Source organism: Mycobacterium sp. (assembly GCF_051006775.1).
Taxonomy (GTDB): domain Bacteria; phylum Actinomycetota; class Actinomycetes; order Mycobacteriales; family Mycobacteriaceae; genus Mycobacterium.
In genome coordinates, this window is the sequence record NZ_JBPCSX010000185.1 from 1 (window position 1) to 15716 (window position 15716).

General features: G+C 66.6%; 15 protein-coding genes. 12 read left to right on the top strand and 3 right to left on the bottom strand.

Features of this window, described 5'->3' with window-relative positions:
• The coding region (locus ACR2JI_RS13480; RefSeq protein WP_526390738.1) for an aconitate hydratase at positions 1–1590 on the bottom strand (1590 nt) is incomplete at its 3' end.
• Positions 1591–1798: 208 nt separating this feature from the next.
• Here ACR2JI_RS13480 and ACR2JI_RS13485 point away from each other — a divergent pair.
• From ACR2JI_RS13485 to ACR2JI_RS13525, 9 genes are all read left to right on the top strand, one after another.
• A complete protein-coding gene (locus tag ACR2JI_RS13485; RefSeq protein ID WP_526390764.1) occupies positions 1799–2356 on the top strand; it encodes an Rv1476 family membrane protein in 558 nt (185 codons plus the stop codon).
• Positions 2357–2557: 201 nt separating this feature from the next.
• Positions 2558–4036: an NlpC/P60 family peptidoglycan endopeptidase RipA gene (gene ripA, locus ACR2JI_RS13490; protein WP_526390740.1), complete on the top strand. Its 1479-nt coding sequence runs from the start codon at positions 2558–2560 to the stop codon at positions 4034–4036.
• A gap of 10 nt (positions 4037–4046) precedes the next feature.
• Positions 4047–4736: an NlpC/P60 family peptidoglycan endopeptidase RipB gene (ripB, locus tag ACR2JI_RS13495; protein WP_526390742.1), complete on the top strand. Its 690-nt coding sequence runs from the start codon at positions 4047–4049 to the stop codon at positions 4734–4736.
• 158 nt (positions 4737–4894) lie between these two features.
• Positions 4895–6022, top strand: a complete 1128-nt coding sequence (gene moxR1, locus ACR2JI_RS13500; RefSeq protein ID WP_526390744.1) for a chaperone MoxR1 — start codon at positions 4895–4897, stop codon at positions 6020–6022.
• Positions 6019–6960, top strand: a complete 942-nt coding sequence (locus ACR2JI_RS13505; RefSeq protein WP_526390746.1) for a DUF58 domain-containing protein — start codon at positions 6019–6021, stop codon at positions 6958–6960. The genes moxR1 and ACR2JI_RS13505 overlap by 4 nt, the downstream gene beginning before the upstream one ends.
• A 19-nt stretch (positions 6961–6979) precedes the next feature.
• Entirely contained in the window at positions 6980–7987 is a 1008-nt protein-coding gene (locus ACR2JI_RS13510; protein ID WP_526390748.1) for a vWA domain-containing protein, read from the top strand.
• A gap of 100 nt (positions 7988–8087) precedes the next feature.
• Complete coding sequence (fabG1, locus tag ACR2JI_RS13515) at positions 8088–8810, top strand: 3-oxoacyl-ACP reductase FabG1 (protein WP_526390750.1); 723 nt, start codon at positions 8088–8090, stop codon at positions 8808–8810.
• Positions 8811–8849: 39 nt separating this feature from the next.
• Positions 8850–9659: an NADH-dependent enoyl-ACP reductase InhA gene (gene inhA / locus ACR2JI_RS13520; RefSeq protein WP_526390752.1), complete on the top strand. Its 810-nt coding sequence runs from the start codon at positions 8850–8852 to the stop codon at positions 9657–9659.
• Positions 9660–10739 (top strand): ferrochelatase, encoded by a 1080-nt coding sequence (locus ACR2JI_RS13525; RefSeq protein ID WP_526390754.1) that lies wholly within the window; start codon positions 9660–9662, stop codon positions 10737–10739.
• 20 nt (positions 10740–10759) lie between these two features.
• On the opposite strand, the gene ACR2JI_RS13530 is transcribed toward ACR2JI_RS13525, so the two are convergent.
• Positions 10760–11620 (bottom strand): Rv1486c family protein, encoded by an 861-nt coding sequence (locus tag ACR2JI_RS13530; protein ID WP_526390756.1) that lies wholly within the window; start codon positions 11618–11620, stop codon positions 10760–10762.
• Positions 11621–11698: 78 nt separating this feature from the next.
• Between ACR2JI_RS13530 and ACR2JI_RS13535 the strand changes: the two genes are divergently transcribed.
• Both ACR2JI_RS13535 and ACR2JI_RS13540 read left to right on the top strand, forming a co-directional pair.
• Positions 11699–12133: an NfeD family protein gene (locus tag ACR2JI_RS13535; RefSeq protein ID WP_526390758.1), complete on the top strand. Its 435-nt coding sequence runs from the start codon at positions 11699–11701 to the stop codon at positions 12131–12133.
• Between the two features lie 13 nt (positions 12134–12146).
• Positions 12147–13304, top strand: coding sequence for an SPFH domain-containing protein (locus ACR2JI_RS13540; RefSeq protein ID WP_526390760.1), 1158 nt, complete (start codon positions 12147–12149; stop codon positions 13302–13304).
• Here ACR2JI_RS13540 and ACR2JI_RS13545 read toward each other — a convergent pair.
• Positions 13221–13886 (bottom strand): TVP38/TMEM64 family protein, encoded by a 666-nt coding sequence (locus ACR2JI_RS13545; RefSeq protein ID WP_526390766.1) that lies wholly within the window; start codon positions 13884–13886, stop codon positions 13221–13223. The genes ACR2JI_RS13540 and ACR2JI_RS13545 overlap by 84 nt on opposite strands.
• A 112-nt stretch (positions 13887–13998) precedes the next feature.
• On the opposite strand from ACR2JI_RS13545, the gene mutA reads away from it, so the two are divergent.
• Positions 13999–15716: methylmalonyl-CoA mutase small subunit (mutA, locus tag ACR2JI_RS13550; RefSeq protein ID WP_526390762.1), on the top strand; the 1718-nt coding region annotated here is incomplete at its 3' end.

The window sequence follows — 15716 nt, forward strand, 5'->3', positions numbered from 1 at the left end:
GCCCAGCTTCTCCAGGTACGGCCAGAGGCCGGCCTTCTCGTAGTAGTCAGTGACCACCTGTGAACCCGGTGCCATGTTGGTCTTGACCCACGGGTTGGTGGTCACCCCTTTCTCGACGGCCTTCTTGGCAAGCAGAGCGGCGCCGAGCATGACCGACGGGTTGGAGGTGTTGGTGCACGAGGTGATTCCGGTTACGACAACCGCGCCGTGATCGAGGATGAACTCGCCGCGCTCCGCTGACTTCACCTGTACCGGCTTGCTCGGACGGCCGTGGGATCCGTTGGCCGCCGACGGCCGCGCGTCCACCGCGCCGTCGTCGGCGAAGGACAGTGCCGCCGAGTCACTGGCCGGGAAGGACTCCTCGTCGGTCTCGTCGAGTTTGGTCTGCGGCGCCGGATGGTTCTCCACGACGTAGTTGTGGATGTCCTTGCGGAACGCGTTCTTCGCGTCGCTCAACTCGATGCGATCCTGAGGCCGCTTCGGGCCGGCGATCGAGGGCACCACCGTCGACAGGTCCAGTTCGAGGTACTCGGAGAACGTTGGCTCGTGATTGGGGTCGTGCCACATGCCCTGCGTCTTGGCGTAGGCCTCGACCAGTGCGAGTTGCTCGTCACTACGTCCGGTCAGCCGGAGGTACTTGATGGTCTCTTCGTCAATGGGGAACATCGCTGCGGTGGAACCGAATTCGGGGCTCATATTGCCCAGGGTGGCCCGGTTGGCCAGCGGCACCTCGGCCACACCTTTTCCGTAGAACTCGACGAACTTGCCGACCACACCGTGCTTGCGCAGCATGTCGGTGACCGTGAGCACGACGTCGGTGGCGGTGACGCCGGGCTTGATCTCACCGGTCAGCTTGAAGCCGACGACGCGGGGGATGAGCATCGAGACCGGCTGGCCCAGCATGGCGGCCTCGGCCTCGATACCGCCGACGCCCCAGCCCAGTACGCCGAGGCCGTTGACCATGGTGGTGTGGCTGTCGGTGCCGACGCAGGTGTCCGGGTAGGCGACCCCATCGCGTTCGAAGACCACCCGCGCCAGGTATTCGATGTTGACCTGGTGGACGATGCCGGTGCCGGGCGGGACGGCCTTGAAGTCATCAAAGGCGCCCTGTCCCCAGCGCAGGAATTGGTAGCGCTCGCCGTTGCGCTCATATTCCAGCGCGACGTTGCGCTCGTATGCGTCGGCGCTGCCGAAGAAGTCCAGGATCACCGAGTGGTCGATCACCAGTTCCGCCGGTGCCAGCGGGTTGACCTTCTCGGGATCGCCGCCGAGGGCGGTGACGGCTTCGCGCATGGTGGCCAGGTCGACGATGCAGGGCACGCCGGTGAAGTCCTGCATGATCACCCGGGCCGGGGTGAACTGGATCTCGATGCTCGGCTCGGCGGCGGGATCCCAGTCAGCGATCGCGCGGATGTGGTCGGCGGTGATGTTGGCGCCGTCCTCGGTTCGCAGCAGGTTCTCGGCCAGCACCTTCAGGCTGTAGGGCAGCTTCTCGGTGCCCGGGACCGCGTCGAGTCGGTAGATCTCGTAGCTGTTGTCCCCGACCTTGAGGGTGTCGCGGGCTCCAAATGAGTTCAAGGACGGATTCACGCTGCTCACATCAACTCCCGGCTTACGTTGTTTTCTGGGGTCGTCCCCGTCAACGGCCTCGGTTGGCGGGCAAGATGGACACTAGCAGTACGGTTGTCCTACTAGGAGGCGCACCCCTGGTCAGGGGCCATCGGGACACAGTCTGGTCTCCCTCGGCGCGTGTTGCCAACCCCTGGCGTTTCCGGCGGTACGGTCTGGAGTCGTGACGATGCTGCATCCGCCGACATACATCCCCGTGGAGGTCTGTAGCGCCGTCGGTCTGGAGGTGTCCACCCCTCTGGACACGTGCATGGGCAAGGTCAAGGCCGACATCGCCGAGGATGGAATCGCCGCTCCCGCCGCCGATGTCGCCGGGCTGGAGAAAGTGGTCGCCGGCGCCCGGGATCGGGGAATCGATCTCAAGGTGATCGTGATGGAGAAGAGCCCGCCGATCGACACTCCGCTGCGCGATATCGCCAGCCAGGTGGCAGTGGATCATCCAGGTTCCACGGTGCTCGTGCTCAGCCCCGGATGGGCCGGGACCTCCAGCACCCAATATGACCGGGTGCTGCTGGAAGCCGGCCAGGATGTGGCCAAGCTCGCGCCCAATCCCGTGCAGGGTGCGCAGAATTTCGTTGATCAGTTGAGTACCCCCATTTTTCCGTGGACGGGTTTCACCATCTTTCTCGTTATCGCGGTCGGCGCAGCGTCCGTCGCGACGCGCGTATTGCGTAATTGGGCGGCACGGCCCAGTTCGACCAAAAAAAATTCCGACCTGCATAAATAGATAGTTATGGCAATTCCATAAGATCACTATTCGGTCACACCTGCGGAAAGACAAACGTGTAATTTTTGCACGGAGTTTCGCCTGCGACAAGCGTGACGTACGGTGCAATTGTCGCCAGTGTTATTGATGTGGCTCATGTGACTTGAGTTACAGAAGTGACTGCACGTGAAGCTTAGGAGTCAGAGACGTATGAGCCCTCGCATGAGCCCTTCCCTCGGCGGCACGGCCGCACGGGCACGCCGGGCCGTCGGCCCGCTGACCCTCAGTGTTGCAATGACGGTGGCGGTTCCGGGCCTGGCCCAGGCCGAGCCGGAACAAAACCCCAACAGCCTCTCCGCACTGGTCGGTGCGGTCGCCGACGCCAACCAGAGGCTGCAGGACATCAGCGCCCAGGTGCAGATCCAGCAGGAGAGCGTGAATAAGGCCATCGTCGAGGTGCAGGACGCCCGCGAAGCGGCGACGGCGGCAGCCCAGGAGGTCGACGCGAGCCGGCTGGCCGTCAAGGACGCCAGTGCGGCCATCGTCGACGCGCAGCGCAAGTTCGACGCATTCGCGGCCTCCACCTATATCAACGGGCCGTCGGCCGCGCTGGTGCTGGCGCGTACCCCCGACGAGATGATCTCCACCGCCAGCGCAAGCCAGACCCTGGTGCACAGCTCACAGCAGGTGATGAACGGACTTGAGCGGGCCCGCACCGATGTGGTCAACAAGGATGCCGTTGCCCGACTGGCCAAGGAGAAGGCCGACCAGGCCGTACTGGATGCCAAGAGCAGCCAGGATTCGGCGGTCGAAGCCCTCAAGACCGTCCAGCAGAAGTTCCGGGAGCAGCAGGTCGAGATCAATCAGCTGGCGGCCGAACGCAAGGAGGCTCAACGCAAGCTGGATGCCGCGCGGGCCTGGTCCACGCCGGCGGCCCCGGTGTCCGCCGCGATGCCCCCGGGCAGCATCGGTGCAGTCGGCCAGGCTGTGCCGCCGGCCAAACCCGCCGATCCGTCCTCCGGTGATCGCTGGGATCCGGCCGCTTCAGGCTCGGGTCCGACCGCCGCGGTCAAGGTTCCGTACGGCAAGGCCTCGGAATGGGACCTGACCCTGCCGGCGATCCCGAGCGCCTTCCTGTCCGGTGACCCGGTCCAGATCATCAATGCGATCCTGCAGATCGCCCAGAACTCGATGCAGGTGACCCAGCAGCTCGGTAAGCAGTTCCTGCAGCAGCTCGGCATCATCAAGCCCACCGACACCGGCATCACCAACGGCGGCGGTATCCCGATGGTGTACGGCAATCAGGCCATCGAGTACGTCATCAAGCGGGGCCAGTCCCAGATCGGTGTGCCCTATTCGTGGGGCGGCGGCACCGCGGCCGGTCCCAGCTATGGCATCGACGAGGGTTCCGGAACCATGGGCTTCGACTGCTCGGGCCTGGTGCTCTACGCGTTTGCCGGCGCCGGCATCAAGCTGCCGCACTATTCGGGTTCGCAGTACCAGATGGGTCGGCAGATCCCGTCCTCGCAGATGCGCCGCGGCGACGTCATCTTCTACGGTCCCGGCGGCAGTCAGCACGTTGCGCTCTACCTCGGTAACAACCAGATGCTGGAAGCGCCCTACACCGGAGCGACCGTCCGGATCGCGCCGGTGCGGACCGGCGGCATGACCCCATTTGTCGTGCGTTACATCGAATGGTGATGGAGTAGCCATGTCCGGCAACGTTTCTCGGTTGCTGCGTGCTTCGGTGGCACTGGTGGTTGCCGCCGGTCTTTCGCTGGGGCTGTCGCCGACTGCAGCCGCAGATCCGGGTTGGGACCCGACCCTGCCCAAGGTCATCAGTGCGGGTGCGCCGGGTGATCCGGTCGCGGTCGCGCAGGCTTCGCTGGCGTTCACCCAGCAGGCCGCCCAGGCGACGATGGACCTCGGGCGCAAGTTCCTCGCAGGCCTGGGTATCGGCGGTAGCCCGTCCGCTCTGCCGGGTGGGCGTGTGCGCGGCCCGCAAGCCATCGAGTACGTGATCAAGCGCGGGGCGTCGCAGCGCGGCGTGCCGTACTCCTGGGGTGGCGGTGCGATGAACGGACCGAGCGAGGGGGTCGAGCAGGATGCCGGCAAGGTCGGCTACGACTGCTCTGGCTTCGTCCGGTACGCGTTCGCCGGTGTCGGCGTCCAGATCCCGAAGTACTCCGGCGACCAGTACACCGCCGGCCGCCACATCCCGCCGTCGCAGGCCAAGCGTGGCGATCTGATCTTCTACGGGCCCCAGGGCACCCAGCACGTCACCATCTATCTGGGCAACGGACAGATGATGGAGGCCTCGTCGGCCGCCGGGCAGGTCACCGTCAGTCCGGTCCGCACCGCGGGTATGACGCCCTACCTGACCCGGATCATCGAGACCTAGCCAACGCGGGGGACGCGCCAGCGAACACCCACGTCGACGGATTCAGAAACGCCTGGAATAGTTGTCGTCGGGCACCGCGCTCCGCGCACATCGGGCAACGCGCCCCGCGCACATCGGGCACCGTGCCCGCAAACCAATAGCAGCTGTGGAGGAACTTGATGACGTCACCAGGTGGCAACGCCGGACCGAGCCACGCCGCGCCGCCGTCCGGCGGTAATGGGCTGGCCGGTGATGTCAACCTCCTCGAGCGGGCGATCTTCGAGGTCAAGCGCATCATCGTCGGCCAGGACCAGCTGGTCGAGCGGATTCTGGTAGGCCTTCTGGCGAAGGGGCATGTGCTGCTCGAGGGCGTTCCCGGGGTGGCGAAGACGCTGGCCGTGGAGACCTTCGCCAAGGTGGTCGGGGGCACGTTCTCGCGTATCCAGTTCACCCCCGACCTGGTCCCCACCGACATCATCGGCACCCGGATCTACCGCCAGGGCCGCGAGGAGTTCGACATCGAACTGGGCCCGGTGGTCTGCAATTTCCTGCTCGCCGATGAGATCAACCGCGCCCCGGCGAAGGTCCAGTCCGCTCTGCTCGAGGTGATGGCCGAGCGCAAGATCTCCATCGGCGGCAAGACCTACCCGCTGCCCAAGCCCTTCCTGGTGATGGCGACACAGAACCCGATCGAGAACGAAGGTGTCTACCCGCTGCCGGAGGCCCAGCGGGACCGGTTCCTGTTCAAGATCAACGTCGGCTACCCCTCCCCGGAGGAGGAGCGCGAGATCATCTACCGGATGGGCGTCACCCCACCGGAGCCCAAGCAGATCCTCGAAACCGGCGACCTGCTCCGCCTGCAGGATGCCGCCGCCAACGTCTTCGTTCACCACGCCCTGGTCGACTACGTGGTCCGGGTCGTGACCGCCACCCGCGTTCCCGAGCAGTTCGGCATGCCCGACGTCAAGACCTGGATCGCCTTCGGCGCCTCGCCCCGCGCCTCGCTGGGCATCATCGCCGCCAGCCGGGCGCTGGCGCTGGTCCGCGGCCGCGACTACGTGATCCCGCAGGACGTCGTCGACGTCATCCCGGACGTGCTGCGGCACCGGCTGGTGTTGACCTATGACGCGCTCGCCGATGACGTCAAGGCTGAGACTGTGATCGCCCGGATCCTGCAGACCGTCGGACTGCCCCAGGTGAACGCGGTTCCGCAGCAGGGCCAGCCGGTGCCGCCGGTGGGCGCTCCGCCTGCCGCCGGGCCTGCCGGACCCGGCGGGGCGCCGGTGGCCGGCGCCAACAGTCGGTGACCGACTCTGACACCGTTCACCCGCCGTCATTTCAACGCGGGGAGATCGGTGACGCGAAACTCTCGGCGGCCCTGCGCACCCTGGAACTCACCGTGCGGCGCAAGCTCGACGGTGTGCTGCAGGGAAATCACCAGGGTCTGATCCCCGGCCCGGGTTCTGAGCCCGGGGAGTCCCGGACGTACCAGCCCGGTGACGACGTCCGCCGGATGGACTGGTCGGTGACCGCCCGCACCACCCAGCCGCATGTCCGGCAGATGATCGCCGATCGCGAACTCGAGACCTGGCTGGTGGTCGACGTGTCGGCCAGTCTCGACTTCGGCACCACCGGTTGCGAGAAGCGCGATCTGGCAGTGGCCGCGGCCGCCGCGATCACCTACCTCAACAGTGGTGGCGGCAACCGGATCGGCGCGGTGATCGCCAACGGCGAGAACGTGATTCGGATCCCGGCCCGGGGCGGCCGCCAGCATGAGCAGACACTGCTACGTGCGATCGCCACCGCGCCGCGGGCGCCGCTGGGTGTGCGCGGCGACCTGTCTGCCGCCATCGACGCGCTGCGCCGCCCGGAGCGGCGGCGGGGAATGGCTGTGATCATCAGCGACTTCCTCGGACCGATCAACTGGATGCGACCGTTGCGCGCGATCGGTGCCCGGCACGAAGTCCTCGGCATAGAGGTTCTGGACCCCCGAGATGTTGAGCTTCCCGATGTCGGTGACGTGATCCTGCAGGACACCGAATCCGGCGTGACCCGCGAATTCACCATCGACGAACAGTTGCGCGACGATTTCGCCAGGGCCGCGGCGGCCCACCGCGAGGAAGTGGCACGAACGTTGCGCCGCTGCGGCGCACCACTGATGACGTTGCGAACCGACCGGGACTGGATCGCCGACACCGTGCGCTTCGTCGCATCACGGCGGCGCGGGGCGCTGACGGGTTCATGAGCGAGAAGCAGGATCTGCGATGAGAATTCCGTTGCTGGGCCCGATGTCGCTCACCGATTTCGCCTATCCGTGGTTCTTCCTTTTCCTGGCGGTGGTGGCCGCATTGGCGGCGCTGTACGTCTATATGCAGCTCGCCCGCCAGAAGCGCATCCTGAGGTTCGCCAACATGGAGCTGCTGGAAAGCGTTGCGCCCAAACGGCCTAACAAGTGGCGGCACCTGTCGGCGATTCTGATGATCGCCTCACTGCTGCTGCTGACGATCGCTATGGCAGGTCCGCAGAACAACGTCAGGGTCCCGCGTAACCGTGCGGTGGTGATGCTGACGATCGACGTGTCGCAATCGATGCGGGCCACCGATGTCGAGCCGAGCCGGCTGGCTGCCGCGCAGGTAGCCGCCAAGCAGTTCGCCGACCAACTGACCCCCGGTATCAATCTCGGATTGATCGCGTACGCCGGCACCGCCACCGTGCTGGTGTCCCCGACGACCAACCGCGAAGCCACCAAATTGGCGATCGACAAACTTCAGCTCGCCGACCGCACTGCGACCGGTGAGGCGATCTTCACCGGACTGCAGGCCATCGCCACCGTCGGCGCCGTCCTCGGTGGCGGCGACGGCCTGCCGCCGGCGCGCATCGTGCTGATGTCGGATGGCAAGGAGACGGTGCCATCCAACCCGGACAACCCGAAGGGTGCGTTCACCGCGGCGCGCACCGCCAAGGATCAGGGCGTACCGATCTCCACGGTGTCCTTCGGCACGCCCAACGGCTACGTCGACATCAACGATCAGCGTCAGCCCGTCCCGGTCGACCAGGACATGCTCAAGAAGATCTCCCAACTCTCCGACGGCACGCATTACAGCGCATCAAGCCTCGAGCAGCTCAAAGAAGTGTTCACCTCGCTGCAGGACCAGATCGGGTACGAGACGGTCAAGGGCGATGCCAGCGTGGGTTGGCTGCGACTGGGCGCACTGGCGCTGGCCCTGTCGGCGCTGGCTGCGCTGCTGATCAACCGCCGTCTGCCGGGCTGACGCCCCCGCGAGATCTCTCTGAAGGGCCGCGGTTCGGGTTTCGGGCACAGCCGTGGTGTCGGTTTCGGTAAGACCGGCGCCAGGCACTAAGTTGACGGACATGACTAGACCCCCTTTCGTTTCCCGTTCGGTGCTGGTCACCGGTGGCAACCGGGGAATCGGCCTGGCCATCGCCCGCCGCCTTGCCGCCGACGGGCATAAGGTCGCCGTCACCCACCGCGGGTCCGGTGCCCCCGAGGGGCTGTTCGGCGTCGAGTGCGACGTCACCGACAACGAGGCCGTCGACCGGGCCTTCACCGCGGTCGAGGAGCACCAGGGACCGGTCGAGGTGCTGGTCTCCAACGCCGGTATCACCGCGGACGCGTTCATGATCCGGATGACCGAGGAGCGGTTCGCAAAGGTCATCGATGCCAACCTCACCGGGGCCTTCCGGATGGCGCAGCGGGCATCGCGCAGCATGCAGCGCAACCGGTTCGGCCGGATGATCTTCGTCGGGTCAGTCTCCGGCATGTGGGGTATCGGCAACCAGTCCAACTACGCGGCTTCCAAGGCCGGTCTGATCGGGATGGCACGGTCGATATCCCGTGAAATGTCCAAGGCCGGTGTGACCGCTAATGTTGTGGCCCCCGGGATGATCGACACCGATATGACCCGCGAGATGGACGAGCGGGTCCGGGAAGGCGCCCTCGAGTTCATCCCGGCCAAACGGATCGGTACCGCGGACGACGTCGCCGGCGCCGTCAGCTTCCTGGCATCAGAGGACGCCGGGTACATCGCCGGAGCGGTGATCCCGGTCGACGGCGGCATGGGCATGGGGCATTAAGGCCGGCCACTAGGTCTTCGGCCACTGGAAAGGACTGAAATGGCAGGAATTCTCGAAGGTAAGCGCGTCCTCGTCACGGGGATCATCACCGACTCGTCAATCGCGTTCCACATCGCGAAGGTGGCACAGGAGGCCGGAGCCGAGGTGGTGCTCACCGGATACGACCGGATGAAGCTGATCCGTCGGATCGCTGACCGACTGCCCAATCCGGCGCCACTGCTCGAGTTGAATGTGTGCGATGACTCCCATCTTGATTCGCTTGCAGGCCGGATCGCCGAGGTGATCGGCACGGGCAACAAACTCGACGGTGTCGTCCACTCGATCGGCAACATGCCGCCCAGCGGCATGGGGATCAACCCGTTCTTCGACGCCCCCTACGAGGACGTGTCCCGGGGCATCCACGTGTCGGCGTACTCGTATGCCTCGCTGGCCAAAGCCGTTCTGCCGATCATGAACCCCGGTGGTGGGATCGTGGGAATGGATTTCGATCCCACCCGGGCGATGCCGGCCTACAACTGGATGACGGTGGCCAAGAGCGCCCTGGAGTCGATCAACCGGTTCGTCGCCCGTGAAGCCGGCAAGGTCGGTGTGCGTTCCAATCTCGTTGCGGCGGGTCCGATCCGGACACTGGCGATGAGCGCCATCATGGGCGGCGCGCTGGGAGATCAGTTCAAGGACGAGATGGGCATGCTCGAGGAGGGCTGGGACCAGCGGGCTCCGCTGGGATGGGACATGAAGGATCCGACCGCGGTCGCCAAAACAGTCTGCGCACTGATGTCGGATTGGCTGCCCGCCACCACCGGCACCGTGATCTACGCCGACGGCGGCGCCAGCACGCAGTTGTTGTAGATGTCCGGCCAGTTCGATGCGCTGCTGCTGCTGTCCTTCGGTGGCCCCGAGGGTCCGGAGCAAGTCATGCCGTTCTTGGAGAACGTCACCCGCGGGCGCGGAATCCCGAGGGAGCGACTGGCATCCGTCGCCGAGCACTATCTGCACTTCGGTGGTGTGTCACCGATCAACGCGATCAACCGCGACCTGATCGAGGTGATCCGCGGTGAGCTCGCCGATCGCGGCCAGGATCTGCCGGTGTACTTCGGTAACCGCAACTGGGATCCATTCATCGAGGACGCCGTCGCGCAGATGCGCGCTGACGGCATCGCTCGTGCCGCGGTCTTCAGCACATCGGCCTGGGGCGGTTACTCCGGGTGCGCGCAGTATCAGGAGGACATCACCCGCGCCCGTGCCGCCACCGGTGAGGACGCTCCGGAACTGATCAAACTCCGTCAGTACTTTGATCATCCGTTGCTCGTCGAAATGTTCGCCGACGCAATTGCCGAAGCCGTGTTGACACTGCCGGAAGCCCTGCGCGCGAATGCGCGACTGGTCTTCACCGCCCACTCGATTCCGCTGCGTGCGGCCAACCGGTGTGGGCCTGATCTCTACTCACGCCAGGTCGGCTATGCATCGGGGTTGGTCGCCGCGGCCGCCGGGTACTCCGACTACGACGTCGTATGGCAGTCGCGGTCGGGGCCACCGCAGGTGCCCTGGCTGGAACCAGATGTGGGCGATCATCTTTCGACACTCGCGGAGGCCGGTGTAGAGGCGATAGTGGTCTGTCCGATCGGGTTCGTCTCCGACCACATCGAGGTGATCTGGGATCTCGATAACGAACTGGCGGTCCAGGCCGCCGAACTGGGAGTTGCAATCGCTCGGGCGACGACACCCAACGCACAGCCACGTTTCGCGCGCCTCGCGCTGGATCTGATCGATGAGGTGCAGCAGGGGAGACCGCCATCCAGGGTGGTTGGTGCCGAACCCGTTCCGGGTTACGGGGCAAGCGTCAACGGCCGCTACTGCACCATCGAATGTGAGGCGACGGCTGCCGCTGCTGCGACTAGACCCGGTGGTCCGGCTCCTCCTCGGGCGTAACCGCCCGCATCGTCGTCGGACTACTGCCAGGCCGAGTGCAGGATCGCGCTGACCGCAGCCACCCGGGCTGAGCGCACCACCGAAATCAACGGCCTCAGTGCTGTGTCGGCGATATGGGCGGCGGAGGCACTGTGGGTGCTGATCGGGACCGGTCCGGTGCTCACCGTGATGATGGCGTCGACGTGCGCGGCGGTGGACAGCACCCGGACCGCACGGGTCGGGGCGTGATCCGGAACGCCGTGCAGGCTTCCGGCCTGGATCACCTCTTCCACGAGCGCCCGGGGATCAGCGCCGCCGGTGTCGGCCAGTTGCAGGCTGCCCAGCGCCTCGGTCGCGGTGCGGATGGCTGACCGCAGCGAGTACTCGGCCTCGCCGAGATCGGACTGCTCGATCGGCGGCACCACCGGGATCGAATACACCGACCAGGAGAGCGTGACGTCCGCCGGGTCCACGGTGGCCTCGCCCTCGTCGTCGAAATCCCCGTCATACTCGAATACCGGGACTGCGCCGATGCTCTCGCCCTGGGGGGTGGTTACCACCAGGGCCTCACCGACCTCAAGGGCGTCGCGCTGGAACTGGGTGCCCGGAGCCAAGCCGCGGACATCGCCGGGCACCGGTAGCAGCACCCCGACCGCGGGAAGTCGCGGTCCGTCCGATCGCGGCCCGGCCGCGGTGCGAACGGTCTGCAACATCGACATCGCGCCGCCGTCATAGACATCCGGCCACGGCAGCCCGGTCCGGCCCGCGGCGACAGCGTCATAGGCGGTCACGGAATGTCTTGGGGCCCAAAGGGATAATGCGTCGAGAACGTCATCGGGTGCGGCATGACCGGCCAACCAGGCATTGGCCCACACCGACAGCGACACACTCGGGCACCACATGATGGTTGCTGAGTGTAGTGGCTCATGATTCAAACGGTCAGCACCCGCGGCGGGTCGAATTCTGCGTATCGTGGAGCCATGTCCATTGCGGTGATCTGGTTGGTTGCGGCTGTTGGGCTGGCGGCTGCCGAGGCGCTGACCGGCGACATGTTCCTGCTCATGCTCAGCGGTGGCGCGCTGGCGGCCGCCGGCGTCAATTGGTTGTCGGATCTGCCGGTGTGGGTCGACGGCCTGGTGTTTCTGGTGGTCTCGGTCCTGCTGCTGGCCGTGGTGCGCCCCGCCCTGCGGCGTCGGCTGACCGCTGGGAAGGGGTTGCCCGAACCGGCCAAGGCGCTGGAGGGCAAGCCCGCGCTGGTTCTGGACCGGGTCAGCCGCGACCACGGACAGGTGAAGCTCGACGGCGAGGTGTGGACCGCGCGCCCCCTCGACGACGAGGATGTCTATGAGCCCGGCGATCAGGTGACCGTCATGCACATCGACGGGGCGACCGCGGTCGTCTGGAAGAACAGTTAGGGAGGGATCCGACATGGACGGTGCGATCACTGGTCTGGTGGTGCTGGCGGTGCTGGTGGTTTTCGCCATCATCGTCGTCGCCAAATCGGTTGCGCTGATCCCGCAGGCCGAGGCGGCCGTCATCGAGCGGCTCGGGCGCTACAGCAAGACGGTGTCGGGTCAGCTGACGCTGCTGATCCCGTTCATCGACCGCATCCGGGCCAGGGTGGACTTGCGGGAACGGGTGGTCTCGTTCCCGCCGCAACCGGTGATCACCGAGGACAACCTCACGGTGAACATCGACACGGTGGTCTACTTCCAGGTCACCAACCCCCAGGCGGCGGTCTACCAGATCAGCAACTACATCGTCGGTGTCGAGCAACTCACCACGACCACGTTGCGCAACGTCGTCGGCGGCATGACGCTGGAACAGACGCTCACCAGCCGCGACAAGATCAACGCCCAGTTGCGCGGAGTGCTCGACGAAGCGACGGGCCGGTGGGGGTTGCGGGTGGCGCGGGTGGAGTTGCGCAGCATCGACCCGCCGCCGTCCATCCAGGACTCGATGGAGAAGCAGATGCGCGCCGACCGGGAGAAGCGGGCGATGATCCTCACCGCGGAGGGCACCCGGCAGGCGCAGATCCTTGCGGCCGAGGGTGGCAAGCAGGCCGCCATCCTCGCCGCCGAGGGCGAACGGCAGTCGCGGATTCTGCGCGCCGAGGGTGAACGAGCCGCCCAGTATCTGCAGGCGCAGGGCCAGGCGAAGGCCATCGAGAAGACCTTCGCCGCGATCAAGGCCGCGAGGCCGACGCCGGAACTGCTGGCCTATCAGTACCTGCAGACCCTTCCCGCGATGGCTGCGGGCGAGGCAAACAAGGTGTGGATGATTCCCAATGACTTCGGTACCGCACTGCAGGGCTTCGCCAAACTGCTCGGAACGCCGGGCTCCGACGGCGTGTTCCGGTACGAGCCCTCACCGGTCGACGGGGATCCACCGAAACCCGAGGACGACTCCGCAGAGGTCGCCGAATGGTTCACCACCCAGACCGACCCGGCTATCGCCGAGGCGGTTGCCAACGCGTCGGCCGAAGCGCGCGCGCCCGTCACCTCAGTCGGAGCCATCGGTGCGGCGCCGCAGGCCGCGGAACTCGTACACCAGCCCGGCGATACCGACAGCGGCGGTGCACAGTGACACCACCATCAACAGCGGACTGACCGTTCCCGTCAAGGCGTCGCCGAGCACCACCACCGCGGCGGTGCCGGGCAACACGCCGACGAACGTCGCCGCCAGGTACGGCCAGACCCGGACGGCCGAGGCGCCGACGGCGTAGTTCAGGACCGAGAACGGCACTGCGGGGATCAACCGCAGCGACAACACCGCCGGCCAACCGCGGGTCCGCAGCCGATCGTCGACCGACTCCAGTGCGGGGTGTGTCACGAGCCTGTTCAACTGCCACCCGGCCGCCCGCACCAGCAGGAGTGCCAGCAGCGCGCTGGCAGTGCTCGCCGTGACCGCGATCACGATGCCGAGCATCGGCCCGAACAGAAGACCGGAAGCCAGCGTGAACGCGGTGCGCGGAAACGGGAACACCGTGAGGACGGTGTGGGCGATCAGGAAGGCGAGCGGGAACCACGGTCCCAGCGACCTCGCCCAGTCACGCAACTGCACGGCCGTCGGCAGCGGAACGAACAACGCGATGGCAACCAGCGCCAGAGCCGCCGCCGCAGTGATCGTGATGCGGCTCGGACTCGCCTGACGGACGGTGCTGACCATGGCCCTGACTGTGGCCGACGCCACGGAGCGCAGCGAGTCCAGCGTGGGCCGCCTCACGCTGTCCAACCCTACGGGGACGATCATCTAACGCTTGATCATCTAGCCTGAGTCTGTGTCGGAGGAGTTGCAGGAGGCCCGCGTCCGCTGGCGCGGTGCCGTCGCCGCCGTGCTGGCCAGGGGTTCAGATGCAGTTCCGTCCGACGAACCCGAGCGGGTGCTGGATACCCCGACCTACGAGGGCTTCGCTATCCGGCCGCTCTACACCGCTCTCGATGCGGTTCCGGAGTCCCCGCTGCCGGGTCACTGGCCATTCGTCCGCGGGGGCGACCGCCACCGCGATGTGCTGGCGGGCTGGAAGGTGGTCGAGGAGTTCCCGGCGCACGGATCCGGCGCAACGGTGGCCGAGGCGAATGCGGCGGTGCTGGGTGCGCTGGTCGACGGCGTCAGTGCGCTGCTGCTGCGAATCGGTCCCGATGGTGCCGCGCCCGCTGAACTGGACCGTCTCCTCGAGGGCGTCTACCTGGAACTGGCACCCGTCATCATCGACGCGGGAGCGGACTTCCGTGCCGCTGCGCACGCGATGACCGCGTTGGTGGCAAGCGCGGACGAGACCAGGCGCGCCGCAATGTCGATCGACCTGGGTGCGGATCCGCTGACGTCGGCGCTCAGTGGGCGGCCGGCGCCTGCGGTCGATGACGTCGTCGCCGTCGCGACGGAGCTGGGTGGCAAGCCCGGTGTGCGGTCGGTCACCGTCGACGGCCCGGCGTTCCATGATCGCGGCGCCAACGCAGGCTGGGAACTCGCCGGCGTGCTGGCCGTCGCGACCGAATACCTGCGGCTGTTCACCGGAGCCGGGTTGACTGCGGCCGACGCCCTGCGTCAGATCAGTGTTCGGCTGGTCGCTGATGACGATCAGTTCATGACGATCGCCAAGATGCGCGCGTTGCGTCTGATCTGGGCCCGGGTGGCTGACGTTCTGGGTGAGGCCGACAGCGGAGCGGTACGACTGCACGCGGTGACGTCTTCGGCGATGATGACCACCCGCGACCCATGGGTCAACATGCTGCGCACCACCGTAGCCGCGTTCGGCGCCGGAGTCGGGGGAGCCGACACCGTCCGCGTCCTGGTGTTCGACGACGCCATCGCCGGCGGCTATCCCGGGGTCGCGCCGGGTTTCTCCCGACGGATCGCCCGCAACACCCAACTGCTGCTGCTCGAGGAGTCGCATATCGGCCGCGTTCTCGACCCCGCCGGCGGCTCCTGGTACGTCGAAGACCTCACCCGAAGCCTCGCCGCCGAAGCGTGGTCGCATTTCCAGGTCATCGAATCGCGCGGCGGATTCAGCGCGTGCACCGACTATGTCGCCGATGAGATCGGGAGCGTGCGCGCCCGCCGCGCTGAGGACGTCGCGCACCGGCGCACAGCGATCACCGGGGTCAACGAGTTCCCGAACATCTCCGAGGCGCCGGTCCAGGCAGACTCGTCGTCGAACGTCGACCGTTACGCGGCCGAGTTCGAAGCGCTGCGGTCGCGATCCGATGCGTATCTCGCCCGCACCGGCTGTCGTCCCACCGTGCTGCTGCTGCCGCTGGGTCCACTGGCGGAGAACAACATCCGCTCCACCTTCACGATCAATCTTCTCGCCACCGGCGGTATCGACACCGTTAACCCGGGCACCGTGACCTCTGGGACCGTCGCTGAGGCGGTGTCGCAGAGTGAGTGCACCGTCGCGGTGATCTGCGGCAGTGACACCCGCTACGGCGCGGAGGTGGCCGACATCGTGCCGGCGGCGCGCGCGGCCGGCATCGAGCACATGCTGCTTGCCGGTCC